Genomic DNA, 18,527 nt, shown 5'->3' on the forward strand with positions numbered 1-18,527 from the left:
TAAGCTAGGCAAAAATTAAGCTGTGAATAACGCCAAACTCTCGGATCCAGCCCATGGGATTCGGCTAATTTAGTGATATACCTCCCAAGACCTCGGCTTAAAATTGAGCCAGCACTCCGGCAGACTTAAGCTAATGGAGTAACAAACCACCGCAAGGGAAACCATGTCCACCAAGCTGCCACTGTATTTAGTCGATGACGATGAGGCGATTCTCGATTCCTTAGGCTTTATGCTCGGACAATTTGGCTATCAAGTACAAACCTTTAGCAGTGGTCGGGATTTTTTAGCTCAATGCCCATTAACCCAGGCGGGCTGCGTGATCTTAGATAGTCGAATGCCGGAGATCACCGGCCAAGAAGTCCAGCAAAAGTTGCTCGAGACCCAAAGTCCGCTAGGGGTGATCTTTCTAACGGGTCATGGGGATTTGCCCATGGCATTAAGCGCCTTTCGCAAGGGCGCCTGCGACTTTTTTCAAAAACCCGTATCCGGCAAAGCTTTGGTTCAAGCGATTGAAAAAGCGCATAAAGAAAGCCAAGCCAGTTTTGAACAACAACATCTGCAGCAAAAATTTGCCCAACTGACCGAGCGCGAACAACAAGTATTAGCCCATGTGGTTCAAGGCATGACCAACAAGCAGATCTCCGAAGCCATGTACTTATCTTTAAGAACCATCGAAGTCCATCGCGCTAAGATTATGAAAAAGCTCGAAGTTAGCAATATGGCTGAACTGGTACAGCATTTAGCTCACCTCAATGCCCTATTGCCCTAGCCACAACGAACCTCGCAAGCCTGACTTACCGACTGTAGCACTCGATAAATCATCTTTTCCTTAGCTAAAGAGACACAAAACAGCCCCCTGCGACAAGCTGTCGCAGTTTGTCACTTTGGCTTTGTCGCTTAAGCAATAAACTGCCACACTCGGCTCAGGTTCTCTCCTTTATGTCCCGTAGGCATTAAAGATCCACTGCTTTAGAACCTTCCCCCGAGAACGGCCAGTGTTCTCGGGGCTTTTTTATTTCCCCATTCTGTTCATATTCCCGTTAAATCATTGCTCAATCAAAGAATACGACGAAAGATTTAGCCTGAGGCTAATGTAAACCTTATGTTGCTAATTTAAATACTATCAATAGCTTAATGATCATCGTTAAAAGTTAAGTTAGAATATCGCCATCTTAGCAACAGGTGAGCAGTATGAGCCGTCTACACACATCTAAGGGATTTACCCTAATCGAACTGGTGGTCGTTATCATCATCTTAGGGATTCTTGCCGTGGTCGCGGCCCCTCGTTTTATGAATCTCAGCCAAGACGCCCACGATGCGCGAGCCAAAGCCGCCTTCGCCGCTTTTACCTCTGGTGTGAAGCTGTATCACAGTTGTTGGCTTGCGGGCGGACACTCGGGTTATACCCAAAATCTTGCCTGCTATGGTGATGGCACAGTTGACTCCACCACTACCGGCTTTCCCCTCGGAAAAGACACAGCCCAAAGCGGTAACCAAGGCACGCAATTACAAGGCGCTTTTTGCGGTGAGCTGTGGCAATCCTTACTCGATAATCCGGACACAGTCCTCGCCACTCACTTCGATTGGCAAACAACCCCCGATGTCGATATCGTCTATTGGTACAGCGGCGGCGCGATAACCGACTCTAACACTTATTGTTACTTTAACTATGTGTCGGATGATCGCCGCCTTGGCAGCGAGAATTGGGAGCTAAAATACTATCCCCTCGATGGCCGCACGGTTGTCGGCCGCTCTACCTTATCTCAGTAATATCCGTTATCAGCCACAGGGCATAAAATCCCCAACGCCCTGTGGCTTTTTACGCTTTCACTTGAAATCTGCCCATCCATCCCCATATCTATTCCATCATCCACCGCAGGATTTTCATTGCGGGCAAGAGAAGAGGATTCAAAAGTGACCACTATCGTATCAGTACGCCGTAATAACCAAGTAGTCATCGCCGGCGATGGCCAAGTCTCCCTAGGCAATACCGTCATGAAAGGTAACGCCAAGAAAGTGCGTCGCTTATATCACAACAAAGTGTTGGCAGGTTTTGCTGGCGGCACCGCCGACGCTTTTACCCTATTTGAGCGTTTCGAGTCCAAACTCGAGATGCACCAAGGCCATCTATTACGATCGGCCGTTGAACTGGCCAAAGATTGGCGTACCGACCGCATGCTGCGCAAGCTCGAGGCCATGCTTGTGGTCGCCGATGCCGAAGCGTCACTGATCATCACTGGTAATGGTGACGTAGTGCAGCCAGAACATGATTTAGTCGCCATTGGCTCGGGCGGTAACTATGCCCAAGCGGCGGCATTAGCCCTGTTACAAAATACCGAATTATCGGCGCTGGAAATTGCAGAAAAGTCGTTGACTATTGCAGGCGATATCTGCGTATTCACCAATCAATTCAAAACAATTGAAGAACTTAACTACTAACAGGGCGTGAGGAATATTATGTCTGAAATGACCCCCCGTGAGATTGTCCACGAACTGGATGCCCATATTATCGGCCAGAAAAAGGCCAAACGTTCTGTCGCCGTCGCCCTGCGTAACCGCTGGCGCCGTATGCAATTGGATGCCGATTTCCGTCAAGAAGTCACCCCAAAAAACATTCTGATGATTGGCCCAACTGGCGTAGGTAAAACCGAAATCGCCCGTCGTTTGGCAAAGCTCGCCAACGCTCCGTTCATCAAGGTTGAAGCCACTAAATTCACCGAAGTGGGTTACGTGGGTAAAGAAGTCGAGCAAATCATCCGTGATTTAACTGACATCGCCATCAAGCTGACCCGCGAGCAGCAAATGGGCAAATGCCGTCAACGCGCCGAAGAACACGCCGAAGAGCGTATTCTCGATGCCCTGCTGCCCAAGCCAAAAAACGACTGGGACAACACCGACAGCGATACCAGCTCCAATACCCGTCAGATCTTCCGCAAAAAGCTGCGCGAAGGCCAGTTAGATGACAAAGAAATCGATATCGATGTGGCCCAGCCACAGGTGGGTATCGAAATCATGTCGCCACCGGGCATGGAAGAAATGACTAACCAACTGCAAAGCCTATTTAAAAACATGGGCCAAGCCCCGGCCAAACGTCGCAAGATGAAGATCAAAGAAGCCTTTAAGCTGTTGATCGAAGAAGAAGCGGCCAAGCTGGTTAATCAGGAAGATTTAAAAGAGCAAGCCATTGAATTGGTTGAGCAGCACGGTATCGTGTTCCTCGACGAAATCGACAAAATCTGTAAGCGTGGCGAAACCTCAGGTCCAGACGTATCCCGCGAAGGGGTACAGCGCGACCTGTTGCCTTTAGTTGAAGGCTGCACAGTCACCACTAAACACGGCATGGTGAAAACCGACCATATCCTGTTTATCGCTTCGGGCGCGTTCCAAATGGCAAAACCTTCGGATTTAATCCCAGAGTTACAGGGCCGTTTACCGATCCGCGTTGAGCTAGATGCGTTATCAGCCGATGATTTTAAACGCATTTTAACTGAGCCACACGCCTCATTGACCGAGCAATATATCGCGCTGATGGCCACCGAAGGCGTGACCATTGAGTTTGCCGAATCAGGCATCGAGAGCATTGCCAAGGCGGCATGGCAAGTGAACGAGCGCACCGAAAACATTGGTGCCCGTCGTCTGCATACTGTAATGGAAAAGCTGATGGAAGATATCTCCTATGAGGCGTCCGACAAGTCTGGCAGCTCATTTGTAATTGATGCCGATTATGTGAGTGCTCACTTAGATAATCTGGTTCAAGACGAAGACTTAAGCCGCTTTATCCTGTAACTAGGGCTGTTATCCAAGCCTGCAATGTTCGCTATCCTACGATACCGAACATTCGTGCAAAATTGTGACTGTGGCTAAGGCTTACACTTTGTAACCTTAGCCACAAATTGTTATGTTACAGCTTGTCCATTCCCCGTATTTTCTTGGCACTACCTATGACCACTAGCACACCCAATGTCACCGATCTTAAGCTCAAGCGTAAATCGCGCATTTTAGAAATCAGCTTCGATAACGGCGAGCAGTATCAACTCAGCTGTGAGATGTTACGCGTCTATTCCCCCTCCGCCGAAGTGCACGGTCACGGTAACCCTAAGCTGGTCACCCACAAGAAAAATGTGAATATCACCAGCATCGAACCCGTAGGTAACTACGCAGTTAAAATCGTCTTCGACGATGGCCACGATACCGGCCTATTCTCCTGGCAGGTACTTTACGATCTCGCCACTCACCAAGTGGAATTATGGGAAAAGTACTTAGCACGCCTACGAGCTGAAAAGGCTTCACGCGAACCGCTGATCGCAATGAATATAAAGTACAACTAATCGAATTAAAGTCGTGGGGCTTCACCCCACACCCGACCAAGGAGGACTGCTCGTCCTATCCTCCTTGGATGCTCCAAGATGCCCCAACGGAGTTGAAAGCCCCTTGGGCTCATTGCCAAATTTGCTATCGCTTCCGAAGGATGCGTCCCTGCACCTGCGAAAGCTAGCTCGCCATCCATGGCGAGACTCACGCAATTTGTCTATTTGCCCTGCGGCAACTCCGAGGGGAAAGTGTATTCTGTAACTTCGGTGTTGGCCGTTAACCTCAAGAGAGTCATCGGTATTGCAAAATTTAACAATGGGTGTCTCGATTCATTCCATGGGTAGTTTGTGAATCTGTTACTTCTCTTGCTGACCTAAATATCTAAGGAAAGATAATGTCGGAAAAAGTCCCCTGCACAGCCTGCCAAACCTTAATCATGCCCAGCACAGCCGAACGCAATGCGGGCTTATGTATGCCCTGCAAAAATGGCAATCGTGAAAATATCGAACAGGCAAAAGCCTATTACCAAAAAGAGCGGGAATTAGATAAAACCTGCCCTTTTAGAGCGCTGTGGAGAGATATTGTGGTGCGGGTGCACGACGATAAACTGGGCTTTCACACCCTAAGCGAAGCGGCGCAGCACTATTACGCAGTCAATTGCCTCTCAGGCGAAGTCTACAACGGTGGCTTTATCCAGTATTTCGATAACTCATCGGGTGAGCATTATGCTGTTGCCGAGCGCGGTCTTGAGCAAATTGGCGCTTTGCACTCGTTAGCCCTATTACAACAGGCTAAACAGGCGGTATTTGGCGACCATCCCGTCCCTATCGACAGAGACCAACGGCTTGCCGCAACCGATAATCCAGTCGCCGAAGCCCGACTCAATCAACTCGATGATGAGTTTTATAAAGATTTGGATAATCTTGATATCAAGCTAGAGAGCTATGCGATACAGACTGGGTTGGTAGTATCGAGCCGATAAATATTTTATTTATCGCAATAACACTTAACGTCGTGGGGCTTCACCCCACCCCCGACCAAGGAGGACTGCTCGTCCTATCCTCCTTGGATGCTCCAAGACGCCCCAACGGAGTTGAAAGCCCCTTGGACATTTAGCGTCCTTATGCTATTGCGTCAGACGCTCGTCCCTGATTCGACTGACGCTATCTCGGCATCCATGCCTCGCTCACGCAACGAACGCAAATGCCCTGCGGCAACTCCGAGGGGATGGTGTACTTCTGTAACTTCTGTGTTGGCTGTTAATCCTAAAAGAATTTTGCATGTCGATCTTTCTGATACAAAACAAGCAGAAATCATGCGTGCGCACACTTTATAACCAGAATGTTTTTGCTATTGTGTAAACAAAATTCTAACAGTGTGTTGTGAGTTATCTTACCAAGTGGTAAGTGATGAGATTATGCATATACACATTACACAAACAGTGTGAGCGTAAAGGAGAGCCAGACATGCCCTACGAAATTGTAGATTGGGAAGATATTAAAGATGAATACGACGGTACTGTTTTACTTGGTAATGGGGCAAGTATATCAGTAGATGAAAGCTTTCATTATGGTTCATTAAAGCAGCATTCCATCGATAATGGACTACTGACAGAGGATGTTGAAAATATCTTTGATTTTTTCCATACGGATGATTTCGAATTAATTTTGAGAATCGTATGGCAAGCAACGAATGTAAATAATTCGCTAGAAATCGAGGACGCTAGAACAGAAACAGCTTATAGGCATGTTAGAGACTGCTTAATAAGTGCCGTACGAGATATACATTCCGAGTATGATGACATATCTGATCAACTACCAAGAATTTACAGTTTTCTTAAGCGCTTCAATACTGTCATTCCTCTAAATTATGATCTCATCGTCTATTGGGCGATGATGTATGGATTGGATATTGATGATGAACATGCATTTAAAGACTGTTTTGTTGGTTCTAAATTTGATGACGATTGGCAAAGATTCAGGGATCCAATCGGTCGTCAGCGCTCATGTTCCCTTGTTTTTTATCCACATGGAAGCTTGATTCTGGCTAGGGATAAAGTTGAAAACGAGAGGAAAATATCGTCAGACGGTTTAAGCCTTTTAGATGGCATCCTGACGAAGTGGGAAAAAGGTAGTTATGTGCCTCTTTTTGTGAGCGAAGGTACAAAAGAACAAAAGATTAAATCAATACAAAGTAGTTACTACCTGAATACAGTTTTTCGGGAGGTTCTGACCAGCTTGTCAGATAATTTGGTTATATATGGCTGGGGCATTGGGGAACATGACATGCACATAATGCAAAGAATAGCCAAATCAGGCATAACCAAAGTGGCAATTTCTGTTTTTAGAAACGATCAGGTCTACTGCAACAGAGTTAATCAAATTGTGAAAGATGAATTTGGTGCGAAATGTAAGGTTGTCTTCTTTAATTCCGAAAGTCCAGGGTGCTGGAATAACAACGCTTAGCTAGGCTATCAAGCATAACGTCCTACACTCTGTTGCTTTGTACTGCCGCAAAAATTTATTGAGTTCCAATTGTTCAATTTTAGGAAGATAGAATCTCAGTACTCTTTTAAAATACGAGTAAACAATACTGAAACTTCAGAAGTTCACCTCCCCTGCGAAGTTGCTGAAGGGCGTTGAAGAAAATCGTGTGACGCAGACAGGACGTCTGCGTAGCTTTCGGGGGAAGGGACGCCCCATCGAAAGCGTTAGCGATTTTCGAATAAGCACGAAGCCACTAACTAATGCATGTAACTTCGCTAGGGGCGTCTTGGAGAATCCAAGGAGGATAGGACGAGCAGTCCTCCTTGGTCGGGTGTGGGGTGAAGCCCCACGACTTTGACTTTGCTTTTACATCACTTCATCCGATTCGATATTCAAATCAGTTAACCAATCCCAAATCACAGCGATAAAACTACCCTCGTAAAGCAATCTTCAGATTGATCCCAACCATCCATATCATCGTAATCCTCAATTGCAAATACCATCCACCAGAGTCCAGCTAATGCAATTACGGCAGCAATCACAGCAGCAATTACAGCACTTCCACACGGTTAGGCTGATTTTAGGCGATCAGCTTAATGCCCAGCATACTTGGTATCAGCAAGTCGATCCTAAGGTGCTGTATTTAATTGCAGAATTGCATCAAGAAAACACCTATGTGACACACCATGTGCAAAAGATTTGCGCGTTTTTCAGTGCCATGGCGCAATTTGCCAGCGAGCTAGGAGCGGCGGGACATCGAGTGCGTTACCTCACCCTCGACGATACCCAAGACTTTGCCGATCTCAATGCATTGCTCCAACACTATGTTGCCGAAACGGGGGCGATTAAGTTTGAATATCAACGGCCTGACGAATATCGACTCCTCGCGCAATTAAGCCAGTTGAAGTTGGCCAATGCCGTTGTGAATTGCGTCGATACCGAGCACTTTCTATTCCCCTTTGATGAAATTGATAGGGAATTTCCCCAAGGGCAACACAGGCTGATGGAGCATTTTTATCGACGAATGCGTAAAAGGTTCAATATCTTAATGACGGATGGCAAACCCGTTGGTGGACAGTGGAATTTTGATGCGAGCAATAGGCAAAAGCTTAAATCCCAAGATATCAAATCTTTACCTACCCCCTTGATGTTTGGCCACAATGTGCAAGACATTCTCGAGCGCCTTACGCGCCATGGGATTAACACTATGGGCAAGGTGGATACGCATTTACTCTGGCCGACAAACCGCGCGCAAAGCCTCGAATTACTTCAGTATTTTTGTGAATATTGCCTGCCCGCCTTTGGCCGCTTTCAAGATGCGATGACTCAGCAACATCCGGCGCAGTGGAGCCTGTACCATAGTCGGCTGTCCTTTAGCCTAAACGCCAAATTAATCAGTCCATTAGAAGTAATCAATGCGGTGATTGAGCACTATCATGCCAACCCTTTTATTGAGATAGCTCAGGTCGAAGGCTTTGTTCGGCAAATTCTCGGCTGGCGTGAATATGTGCGCGGTATCTATTGGGCAAATATGCCGCAGTACGCCAGCATTAATGCCCTCGAGGCCACGCGTAAGCTGCCCGACTACTTTTGGCATGGCAAGACTCGAATGAATTGCCTGCACCGTGCTTTATCTCCGTCACTCGATTATGCCTATGCCCATCATATTCAACGCTTAATGGTGATTGGTAACTTTTGCCTATTGACCGAAATCGCCCCCGATGAGGTGGATAAGTGGTACTTAGGCGTGTATGTGGATGCAATTGAATGGGTCGAAATGCCCAACACTCGCGGCATGGCGCTATTCGCCGATGGAGGTATCGTCGGTACTAAACCCTATGCCGCGAGCGGCAGTTATATCAATAAAATGAGTGATTACTGCGGCAGTTGTCATTACAAGATAAAAGAACGTAGCGGCACCCTCGCCTGCCCGTTAAACAGCCTATATTGGCGCTTTATGGATAAACACCGCGCGCAGCTCATCCACAATCCGCGCATTGCCATGCTGTACCGCACTTGGGATAAAACCGATGAGGCGGCAAGGCAAGCCATTCTGGCTACTGCCGAACAACATCTGGCGCAACTTGAACGCCTTTAAAGGCTTATTCGCATGGGAGAAACGCGATGAATATTTTGGTATTAGGTGGCAGCGGTGGCATAGGTCACGCCATGGTGAATAAGCTGCGCGAAACCTATCCTGAGGCCATAATTCATGCGACCTATAGACATCATCAGCCAGATACAGGGCGAGACGATGGCGTTATCTGGCATCAGCTGGATATCACCCTTGAGGAGGGGGTTAAGCAACTGAGTCAAAACATTCCCCAATTAGATTGGCTAATCAACTGTATTGGGATGCTGCACACAGAGGATAAGGGGCCAGAAAAAAGCGTGCAGGCTGTCGATGGGGATTTTTTCCTGCACAATATCAAGCTAAACACGCTTCCCAGTATGGTGTTGGCAAAGCACTTTGAATCGGCGTTAAAACGCAGTGCGTCGGCAAGGTTTGCCGTAGTGTCGGCCAAAGTTGGCAGCATTAGTGATAACAGATTAGGCGGTTGGTACAGCTATCGCGCCTCGAAAGCGGCGCTGAATATGTTCCTTAAAACGCTATCGATTGAATGGCAAAGAACGATGAAACACTGCGTGGTGCTATCACTGCATCCCGGCACTACGGATACGCGATTATCCAAACCTTTTCAGCAGAACGTGCCCAAACAAAAGCTGTTTACACCAGAGTACGTCGCCCAATGTTTGGTGAGTATTATCGCCAATGCCACACCAGCACAAACGGGCAGCTTTTTGGCCTACGATGGTGCTGAGCTGCCTTGGTAGCGATACAAGCGTTTAGCCCTGACAATTTTTATCCCAGTTCTTAACCCTGACAAAAATAGGCATAGTTTATTCGGTTGCCTTGTCCCCATACCGCCGTCCAAGTATTCACATCGCTCATATAACCAAAGTGGATTGACTGCGATATATCGCATGTCCCTTGAAACGGTGCCTTGTTGTCATTAATAAATTGTGCCGAAGCCGCCAAAATATCACCGCATTCCTCATCGTCGGCAACTAACCAGATAAAGTCTTCGCGACAATCTTCCCTAACTATCATCTCTTCGGGTGAATATAAGTCCAGCTTTTGCTTGAGTGTTAACCACTGCGCGGGGGAAACATTGCAGGAGATTGCCAGCTTATCAAGCACCCCAGCACCGCCAGCCCAAAAGGATAAATCGAAGTCTAGCTGCTGCGGATCGGGGGCAAAGCCCAACAGATTTTCAATCATTTGCAAGCTTTTGGCTAAATCGGCATCAGGCCTGCGATAACGCACCTCAATCCCATCATACTCACGCATACTACAACTCCTTCCTTGAGCAAATTCTCGTTTACTTGAGCGGCCCGGTTTCACTCACGGGTTTCTTTAATAACTTACGCTGCAAGGTACGGCGGTGCATACCCAGTTGGCGAGCGGTAGCCGACACATTGCCTTGATTGGCATTGAGCACTTGCTGAATATGCTCCCATTCCAGCCGTTTAGGGCTGAGTGGCGAGTCGTCGATTTCATCTTCTGGCAGCGCGCTCGCCTGACTATTGACCTCGAAGGCCGCCAACAAGGTTTGGGTATCGACGGGTTTGGCAAGATAGTTATCCGCGCCGAGGCGAATCGCCTCTACCGCCGTAGCAATGCTGGCGTAGCCCGTTAGCAACACCATAATCACCTTAGGCAACAGATTACGCAGGGGCACGATTAAGCTCAGGCCATTGGCCTCTGCCAGTTTCATATCCAGCAAAATATGGCTAGGGCAAAATTCCCGCGCCACCAGCAGCGCATTACTGGCATCGTGACTTAAGCGACATTCGAAACCATGGCGAGTCAAGCGCCGCGCAAGCACGCCTGCAAGAGCCTGATCGTCTTCAATAATCAATAGCCGTTTCATAGCGCCTCCGTCGTCGTGGCCGATACATTAGGCTGCAAGAGGGTAAAACGAATTTGCGCCACAGTGCCCCCTTGAGGATGATTGGCGAGGATCAACTCTGCCCCCAAACGCTCGAGGCTGGCATGGCTCAGCAGCAAGGCCACGCCTAAACCTTTGGGGCTCTCGATTAATAAGGTCCCCAATTGTGGCAATAATGAGGGAGCGATACCCGCGCCATAATCACGGATCTGCAAATAGATCTGCCCTTCTCTCGGCGCGCTATCTAGGCTGATATCCACTTGGGCGACGCCTAAGGTTTCGGCGCTGGCGCGGGCGGCATTTTCAATCAAGGCCATAATGGCTGGGGTTAAGCTCATATCGGTTAAGATCTGCTGTTCTTCCAACTGCTGAGGTGCGCAGGTGATCAACCAATTGAGCTCAGTTTGCGGCATCAATAATTGGGTTTTCTGCTTTAATCCGGCCACCAGCTCAGTGATCTTTTGTGGCCGCTGACGACGGTCGCGAATCGACTCAGTCGCCAGCCGCAGCTCGGTTAAGGTATGTTCACAGCGACCTAATGCAGTCTCCATCTCAACAACCGTGACCGAAGGTTCGGGTTGTTCGTCCCTTAATTCGTCGAGCAATAATCGTAGTGTCGATAGCGGCGTCGCCAATTGGTGAGCCATTTGCGCCGAGACGGTGCCGAGCGCCAATAACTGCTCCTGCCGCAGTTGTCCTTCGCGCATATAGGCAAGCTGCGCATCTTGACGGCGCATACGTTTGGCAATTAACGCCACACTAGTGGTCAATACCAGTGCCGAAATCACAAAGTTAAACCACATGCCGAGATAGTGGGAGCTCATATCCATACCGTGGTGATGCATTTGCGATTCTGGCATGGTAAAAATCATCAGGCTATAGGCAAGCGTAGAGATCGCCGTTAGGCTCCAAGGCGCCCAAATCGGCAGAGTCACGGCGGCGAGCGCTATGGGTAATAGCAGTAAGGAGATAAACGCATTGGTCGCCCCGCCCGAAAAATACAGCCAAGAGATCCAAAACAAGGTATCGAGACTCAGGGCAATAAACAGGCCACGCTCTTTCGCAAACAAGGGCTTACGCAATGCCAAGGTGAGCGACAAATACAACACCTCCAGCACAAACACATGCACTAGCGGCTCCATTTGCAAACTCAAACCAAAGGTGTCGGCGGCAAATAACGTCAAACCAATTTGCAGCAATAAGCCTAAGGTTCTAAGCAGCGCCACTTGGTCGGCGGCTTGTAAATTGGTGCCTAAAATCTTAACCATAGTGATTCCTTAAGCTACAACCTACCGCCGCCAGTGCCGCACTGGATTGGCTAAGCGCCCGACTAAGCCCAGCCTTAAAATCAAGCTCAGAGTGAATCCCCAATGCGGCTAAACGCCCACAACTTAAGGTGCAATCTTGCGGCCTTTTGGCGCTATCCATGGGTGTTTGCTCAGGAAGTAAATGCGCAGTATCTATCCCTAACAGTTCACCTAAGCTGATCAGCATCTGATACTTAGTCATGGTTTGCGTGGCACTAAAATGGTAAATCCCTGACACATCGGCAGCATGTAACTGCCGCTGAATGAGCTTAGCAATGGCATTGGCAATATCCGCCGTCGATGTTGGCGCACGAATGGCCCAATGGTCGACCCGCTGCGGTCTGCTATCCAGCAATAGCTTGATTAACACCAATACCGCAGACTCGCTCAGTTGAGTCACTTCGCCGTAGAGGATAGGTAAACGTAATACCGCAAAACCGCTGTCGGTGTTCAGTACACAAGTTTCGCCCTGCAATTTAGACTCACCATAAAAATTGACCGGATTGGGCACGGCATCTTCGGCATAGGGCGGCGTTGTGCCATCGAACACATAGTCGGTGGAAATATAGAGCAGCCAAGCTTGATGGGTTTTGGCAACCTCGGCTAAGGTTTGGCTGGCGCTGAGATTCAGTGCTAAGGCATGCTCAGGCGAGCGCTCGGACACATCGGGGCGACGCTCGGCGGCGCAGTGCACTATCACCTCGGGCTGTTCACGGGCAATAAAAGCTTCGACCTCGGCGGCTTGGGTTAAATCGAGCAGATGAATCCCCGCCTCGGCGCGGCTAAAACCTGTGGCAATCACCCTATGACCCGCGGCGGTTAACTGTTTGACGACCGCCCTGCCGAGTAATCCGGTTGCGCCCGTTACCATGATATTTGCCATATTGCCCCGCGATCCTTAGCCATTCATTTGGCTCATAATTCTAAAAGCTTTTCATATTCAACGCACTTGTTTACTCTTATTTGCCTGTGCTCAACCTCATCGAGTTTGTATCACTTAACCCGATTAATGACCAAAAGGCTGAATTTGACTCAAGCACTTCCCCTCATTCTTGCAGGCCCCACGCTGCGCCACTGCGACGCCTCACACTTTACCCTCTGGTTTGTAAGCCGCGAGCCGTTAAGCGAATTACAGCTTACCTTAGGGGAGCAAAGTTACCCGTTAACAGAGGAAGAAGTGCACTGTGTGCCGCTCGGTCAGCATGCCTTTCAGTATTTACTTCGCCTATCGCGTCCTGAACTGCTTGCGCCTCAAACGGTTATCCAATATCGCGTGTCAGCCAAGGGCATTGATGACCTATTTAATCATGTCGAAGCGTTAGGTTATGGCGATGCTAACTCGCCCCATCTTTACTTTAGCCAAACACTGACACAGGTATGGCATGGCTCATGCCGCAATCCCCATCATCACAGTGATGATGCCTTAGTCGCCGCCGATACTAAACTCGCGCAGCTTATCGATAAAGGCGCGAATGAGCGCCCAGCGTTATTGATGCTCAGCGGCGATCAGGTCTATGTGGATGATGTGGCAGGCCCCATGCTATGCGCCATAGGTCAAGTGATTGAAAAACTAGGTTTGCACCATGAAGCCTTCCACGGCGCCAATATTGCGGGAAGCGAGGCCATAAGTTACCAACCCGAGCATTTATATTTACGCCATAAGAATCTGCTGCCACGCACCGAATATCCCGCCAAAACCGCGCTCTGGCGCTGGTATATCAATCATCCGATTTTTACCTCATCGATTGCCGAAAACCATTTAGTCAGTCTCAATGAGATGATAGCCCTGTATTTACTGACTTGGTCACCCGAATTATGGGAGCTTATCGACTTACCCAATGAGGTTGAGGGACTCTCGGCGGCGAATCAGTTACGTTGGCAGCGCGAATGGCAAAATCTATTAGCCTTTAAGGCGGGGCTCAAACAGGTTAGGCGCCTGATGGCGCATATTCCCGTGTATATGATGTTCGATGACCATGACATCACCGATGATTGGAACCTCACCGCCAAGTGGGAACAGGCGGCCTACGGCCACGACTTTTCAAAACGCATCATTGGTAATGCTTTGATTGCCTATACCTTATTCCAAGGTTTAGGCAACGCACCGAGCCAGTTTGATGCCGAGGTGCGGCCATTGTTAGATGGATTTTTCGCCCGCCCAGCGCCAGAGACTCAAGATGAATTAATCGATCTGTTACTCAAATTCGAGCAATGGCATTACACCTTAGACACTTCGCCTAAGCTGGTCGTGTTAGATACCCGCACCCGCCGCTGGCGCAGTGAATCTAATCTCGCAAAGCCTTCAGGTTTAATGGATTGGGAGGCCTTGATGGATTTACAACAGGCGCTACTCGGCCAATCTAAGGTGATTATCGTCTCCCCTGCACCCATGTTTGGGGTCAAGGTGATTGAAGCCGTGCAACGCATGGCGACACTAATGGGCGCCTCGCTGCTGGTCGATGCCGAAAACTGGATGGCACATCCGGGCGCCGCCAATGCCCTGCTAAGCATCTTTATGCACCGCAAGACCCCGGAGCAATTTGTGATCCTCTCGGGAGATGTGCACTACTCCTTCGCCTATGACATCAGTATTCGCTTTCGCCGTAGCAGCCCGAATATTTATCAAATTACCTGTAGCGGGATTAAAAACCAGTTCCCAGAGAAGTTACTGCCGTTTTTCGATAAGCTCAATGGCTGGCTGTACGGCCACTTCTCGCCGTTAAACCTCTTCACTAAACGTAAGCGAATGTCATTGCGCGGTCGACGCCCTAATGGCGAGCGCAGCAAGCGTTTAGTCAACCGCAGTGGGATCGGAATTTTGGCGTTAGCTGAAAATGGTGAACCGACAAAAATTGCTGTTTTACATGGGGATATGACCGAGACTCGGTTCGAACCACCGAGGCAGGAATAGCTTAAACAGGGTTGTGTTTTGCCGCTTCTGCGCTAGTTGCACCCGCACCTGAATCCACAGGCTTAGCGGTGGCTTCTTGATTTGGCAAGCTCTGTTTAAATAGCTGGGACTCGAGGCGCTTTTGCGGCGTTGCATCATCACGCATCTGGTCCCAAACGCCCTTGGGCTGTAACGACACATCGGTTTGATTGTCAGTATCCTGCATCGCCTCAGCACTCGGTTTCTTCGGCTCGATCACCGCGCTGGCTTTACGGATTTCCGTCGTCAGCTCTTGCACATAGGGATGCTTAGTCCAGCCGCCAAAATACATGGCTCCCAGCAGCACCGCGGCACAGAGTAAAATTGAAACGATTGCAGATTTGGTCATTCTATTGAGTTCCTCAAACAATCAGTGTCAGACTCCTTACAGCTCATGAGCATAACAGAGTCTGTATTCTTACCATTGCGGAGGAACTCACACAATCATCTTGCAGTACCCCACTTTTTACACTGTGGCAATAATGCTTTCCGCTGACTAAAACGTTAATCCATCACATTCAATATCGTGCGAACGACCACTGATAGGATCGATAAAACGTAATCGCTGCGCCAAGAGCTGTAACGGCTTGCTAAAATCATCCGGTCCTTTAGGGTATAAGGTCGGATAAAAGCGGTCATTTAACAATGGCATACCAAGGCTTTGCATATGGACCCGCAGCTGGTGCGTCTTACCCGTAATAGGGCTTAACTCGAATAAACCCAACTCCCCATGAATCGCCACTAAGCTGATTTCAGAGTGCGTATTTGCCTCACCTTCGACTATCTTCATGGTGAAACTCGGCTCGCTGCGTTGCATGCGATTTTTCACCGTCCAATGCAATGGCAAGGTTAATTCGCCACTGGCATATTGCGCCATAATCTCTGGGGTGAGTTTGGCTATCGCTTGATAATCTTTACGGATCGCATCATCGATAAATAGCTGATGATAAATATGCCGCGTCTCTGGGCGAGTCGTCATCAGGATCACGCCTGCGGTTTCCCGGTCTAATCTATGGGCTGGAGCGATAGTGTCTATCCCAGTGCTTAAGCGTAACCTGTGTACTAGGCATTCATTCACATAATCGCCGCTGGGGGTAACGGGTAAAAAATGCGGTTTGTAGGCCAAGATAAGATTGTCATCTTGAAACAAAATCGGCGACTCGAAGGGGACTTGTGTTTCGACGGGGACTTCACGGTAGTAATAAGCCCTCGCCGTCGGCCGATAGGCTGTATCTAATCCAATTAAGCTGCCGTCTTGCCAATGCACTTTGCCATCGAGGATCCGCTGGCGCCAAACCGCTTCGCCAATATGGGCATAATGCTCGATCAAAAAAGAAAATACGGTTGGTTTATCAACCACATCTAAGGGAAGAACCACAAAAGAAGGTTGGGCGGCACGGGCGGTTTGAGTCATAAAAACAACTAGCGGCGATAATGAGCCGCTATTTTAGCCTCTGTGTGGTTTTTCAGTCCACATGGGACTTGATGAGTTGCAGGACAAAATCCATGGTTTTGTGGCAGTCGGGTTGATTCACCAGCACTAGCTTATCGCGGTTATACATGGGCAACACTTCTAACCAACGTTGGCTCACCCAAGCCGCATCCTCTAAATGCACTTGGGAATAGAGCTCCAGCAAGTCAGGATTGACCTCGTAGAATTGCTCTAAGGCGGCACTGATCAGCTCGAACTCCCCTTCTATCGGCTCTTCCTGCCAATTTTGGCAGGGCAAAGTGCGGGACATCCACAGCTTATCTTTCGTCTGTGCCGCCGAGAGAATACTGACTCTTTGACGCCCCTCTAACACTATGCTGAGGGAGTCATCTTCCAGCTGGTTAAAATCGATGATGTCACACTGAGTGGCAGTGGGATAACAGGGCGGAGTCCCACTGGGTTTCATCGCCGCAAAGGCCAAATCGTATTTGCCTTTTAACACATCCGCGACCATGCGTAATTGACCCGGCTCTACCACGCGAACCTCAATCCTTCCCTGTGGCAGCAACAAGGCATCGCGCATAATTAACGCCATTTCTCGTGTTTGCATAGCAACCTCCTGCCCACTCATAGAAGGAAACGCTCAAAAACTAGCCGCATCCCTTATTAGTTTAGAGTGTAGCAGGAGAAATAATTTCCTTCCTAAAGTCGCTGACAGCAAAAAAGAATTTAGGCTTGCTTGCCACTCTCGCCTTACAGTGGCGCTAAGTGTGCGGTGATATTTCCTTTTGCACACACCTCGGCAAATTCATCGGCTAAGCGCTCGCTCAAGGCAACAGAGCGGCGCCAATACTGCATCCGCTGCGCCGTATCCAATTGCTTAAAGTCTTCACGGTCGGGAACCTTACCAAAGGGGAGCGAAGCCACAAATTCCGCCGAAGGCGCCAGTACCAAGGCGTTATGGTAATTAGAGCGTGCACGGCGCCAGGTTAAGGATTTATCGAACCATCCGGGGCTCATATGGGGATAAAAATGCGGATACAAGGTCAGCCCCGTAGCATGGGATAAGGGCAAATCGAAGTGGTAGTCGGTGATGCCACCATCATAGTATTGCCCTGAGGCAACCCCCTCAATCTGAGATACGGGGGCAAGCACTAGGGGAATCGATCCCGTCGCTAACATCACTGAATTCATATTGGTTTCGGTGAGCTGCGCCTGCTGGCTGGGTAAATCCGCAAGTTGCTTAAAGGGCGATGATGCCACTTGCTGGCTAAAGACCACTCGCTCGAAATGCCAACCCAAGGTTTTGCGGCTAATGAGGTTGGTCGCGGCCGTCATCGCAAGCCCTGCTGCCAAGGGCAATTTATGGCTAAGACGATTGATATGCTTAGCCCGGCATGCAATTAAGTGACTGTGAATAAAGGGATGATTCACTATCTCGCGCCCGCCCGTCTCGCCGAGAATGCCTTGGACTATGCCCTTCACCTGCTCGCTCACTTCCTGCGGTGTCGGTATGGTTTCATACCGCTGGCCAATATAGTAATCCTCTAAACGTCCGTAGGCTTGTAGTGGATCCTGCTGCGCCAAACAGGCTAAACGCCACGCCCCCGACGACGCCCCCAAGGTATAAAGCGGTGTCTTGCGCTGCTTAAAGAATTCCGTGAAGAGATACTTATCAAGACCCGCAATCCCTAACCATTTGGGTCCACCGGATGCAGCCAATAGTTGTGTAAAAGCATCGGAATGCAGACCTTGTTTCCTGATAATGTTAAAGGCCGTAGGACCTGCGAGAAAGCGTAATGCGGGCAAAACTTAACTCCTTAAAGAGCCTCAAACCTGAGGTTTAACGCCATTAAAACACAGTCGCCAAGCGCGATAAACCTTCAACACACCTAATGGATCTAGATGATTTTATTCACTTAGCCCATCACATCCAAGTGGCGACATATTCGACTGGCTTTAAAGAATTATCTAGAACAGTAAGCTCTGAGTTAGTACTTTTCTGTCTAGATGTAACAATTGTTACAGTGATAACCTTCACCCTATCGAATTGTTACTTTCGTTGGTTCAATGTTTTCGTTCCAGCCTAAAGGTTACTCCACATTGAGA

The 18,527-nt window shown here is 48.8% G+C and carries 18 protein-coding genes; 10 read left to right on the top strand and 8 right to left on the bottom strand.

Translation table 11 applies throughout. The annotated features are described in order from the left end of the window. Positions 1-163: 163 nt before the first annotated feature. From SHEWANA3_RS19300 to SHEWANA3_RS19340, 9 genes are all read left to right on the top strand, one after another. Entirely contained in the window at positions 164-769 is a 606-nt protein-coding gene (locus SHEWANA3_RS19300) for a response regulator (protein ID WP_011718460.1), read from the top strand. 422 nt (positions 770-1,191) lie between these two features. Continuing rightward, positions 1,192-1,770, top strand: a complete 579-nt coding sequence (locus SHEWANA3_RS19305) for a type II secretion system protein (protein ID WP_011718461.1) — start codon at positions 1,192-1,194, stop codon at positions 1,768-1,770. 144 nt (positions 1,771-1,914) lie between these two features. Further along, the gene (gene hslV, locus SHEWANA3_RS19310) at positions 1,915-2,439 is read left to right on the top strand and encodes an ATP-dependent protease subunit HslV (protein ID WP_011073856.1); all 525 of its coding nucleotides are present in this window, start codon (positions 1,915-1,917) and stop codon (positions 2,437-2,439) included. Between the two features lie 18 nt (positions 2,440-2,457). After that, positions 2,458-3,786, top strand: a complete 1,329-nt coding sequence (gene hslU, locus SHEWANA3_RS19315) for an ATP-dependent protease ATPase subunit HslU (protein ID WP_011624251.1) — start codon at positions 2,458-2,460, stop codon at positions 3,784-3,786. A 155-nt stretch (positions 3,787-3,941) separates the two neighbouring features. Further along, a complete protein-coding gene (locus tag SHEWANA3_RS19320; RefSeq protein ID WP_011624252.1) occupies positions 3,942-4,328 on the top strand; it encodes a DUF971 domain-containing protein in 387 nt (128 codons plus the stop codon). A gap of 377 nt (positions 4,329-4,705) precedes the next feature. Next, positions 4,706-5,293 (top strand): DMP19 family protein, encoded by a 588-nt coding sequence (locus SHEWANA3_RS19325; RefSeq protein WP_011718462.1) that lies wholly within the window; start codon positions 4,706-4,708, stop codon positions 5,291-5,293. A 484-nt stretch (positions 5,294-5,777) separates the two neighbouring features. Further along, positions 5,778-6,776, top strand: a complete 999-nt coding sequence (locus SHEWANA3_RS19330) for a DUF4917 family protein (protein ID WP_041412819.1) — start codon at positions 5,778-5,780, stop codon at positions 6,774-6,776. A 541-nt stretch (positions 6,777-7,317) separates the two neighbouring features. Further along, on the top strand, positions 7,318-8,895 hold the full coding sequence (locus tag SHEWANA3_RS19335) for a cryptochrome/photolyase family protein (protein ID WP_011718464.1): 1,578 nt from the start codon (positions 7,318-7,320) through the stop codon (positions 8,893-8,895). Positions 8,896-8,921: 26 nt separating this feature from the next. Then, positions 8,922-9,632 (top strand): SDR family oxidoreductase, encoded by a 711-nt coding sequence (locus tag SHEWANA3_RS19340; protein ID WP_011718465.1) that lies wholly within the window; start codon positions 8,922-8,924, stop codon positions 9,630-9,632. A gap of 40 nt (positions 9,633-9,672) precedes the next feature. Here SHEWANA3_RS19340 and SHEWANA3_RS19345 read toward each other — a convergent pair whose 3' ends face one another. The 4 genes from SHEWANA3_RS19345 to SHEWANA3_RS19360 are packed head-to-tail and all read right to left on the bottom strand — an operon-like array spanning position 9,673 to position 12,940. Next, positions 9,673-10,149, bottom strand: a complete 477-nt coding sequence (locus SHEWANA3_RS19345) for a hypothetical protein (protein WP_011718466.1) — start codon at positions 10,147-10,149, stop codon at positions 9,673-9,675. A 31-nt stretch (positions 10,150-10,180) separates the two neighbouring features. Continuing rightward, entirely contained in the window at positions 10,181-10,732 is a 552-nt protein-coding gene (locus tag SHEWANA3_RS19350) for a response regulator (RefSeq protein ID WP_011624258.1), read from the bottom strand. After that, positions 10,729-12,018: an ATP-binding protein gene (locus SHEWANA3_RS19355; RefSeq protein WP_011718467.1), complete on the bottom strand. Its 1,290-nt coding sequence runs from the start codon at positions 12,016-12,018 to the stop codon at positions 10,729-10,731. The genes SHEWANA3_RS19350 and SHEWANA3_RS19355 overlap by 4 nt, the downstream gene beginning before the upstream one ends. Beyond that, positions 12,011-12,940, bottom strand: coding sequence for an SDR family oxidoreductase (locus SHEWANA3_RS19360; RefSeq protein ID WP_011718468.1), 930 nt, complete (start codon positions 12,938-12,940; stop codon positions 12,011-12,013). The genes SHEWANA3_RS19355 and SHEWANA3_RS19360 overlap by 8 nt, the downstream gene beginning before the upstream one ends. 126 nt (positions 12,941-13,066) lie before the next feature. Between SHEWANA3_RS19360 and SHEWANA3_RS19365 the strand changes: the two genes are divergently transcribed. Further along, entirely contained in the window at positions 13,067-14,968 is a 1,902-nt protein-coding gene (locus SHEWANA3_RS19365) for an alkaline phosphatase D family protein (RefSeq protein ID WP_011718469.1), read from the top strand. A gap of 1 nt (position 14,969) precedes the next feature. Here the strand turns inward: SHEWANA3_RS19365 and SHEWANA3_RS19370 are convergent, their stop codons facing one another. The 4 genes from SHEWANA3_RS19370 to SHEWANA3_RS19385 form a co-directional block, all read right to left on the bottom strand. After that, positions 14,970-15,335 (bottom strand): hypothetical protein, encoded by a 366-nt coding sequence (locus tag SHEWANA3_RS19370; RefSeq protein WP_011718470.1) that lies wholly within the window; start codon positions 15,333-15,335, stop codon positions 14,970-14,972. A 147-nt stretch (positions 15,336-15,482) separates the two neighbouring features. Beyond that, entirely contained in the window at positions 15,483-16,400 is a 918-nt protein-coding gene (locus SHEWANA3_RS19375; protein WP_011718471.1) for a pseudouridine synthase, read from the bottom strand. Positions 16,401-16,452: 52 nt separating this feature from the next. Continuing rightward, on the bottom strand, positions 16,453-17,028 hold the full coding sequence (locus tag SHEWANA3_RS19380) for an LON peptidase substrate-binding domain-containing protein (protein WP_011718472.1): 576 nt from the start codon (positions 17,026-17,028) through the stop codon (positions 16,453-16,455). A gap of 143 nt (positions 17,029-17,171) precedes the next feature. Next, positions 17,172-18,227 carry a hypothetical protein gene (locus SHEWANA3_RS19385; RefSeq protein WP_011718473.1) on the bottom strand — a complete coding sequence of 352 codons (1,056 nt, stop codon included), beginning with the start codon at positions 18,225-18,227 and terminating at the stop codon, positions 17,172-17,174. Between the last annotated feature and the right edge of the window lie 300 nt (positions 18,228-18,527).

Source organism: Shewanella sp. ANA-3 (assembly GCF_000203935.1).
In the GTDB taxonomy this organism is placed as follows: Bacteria; Pseudomonadota; Gammaproteobacteria; order Enterobacterales; family Shewanellaceae; genus Shewanella.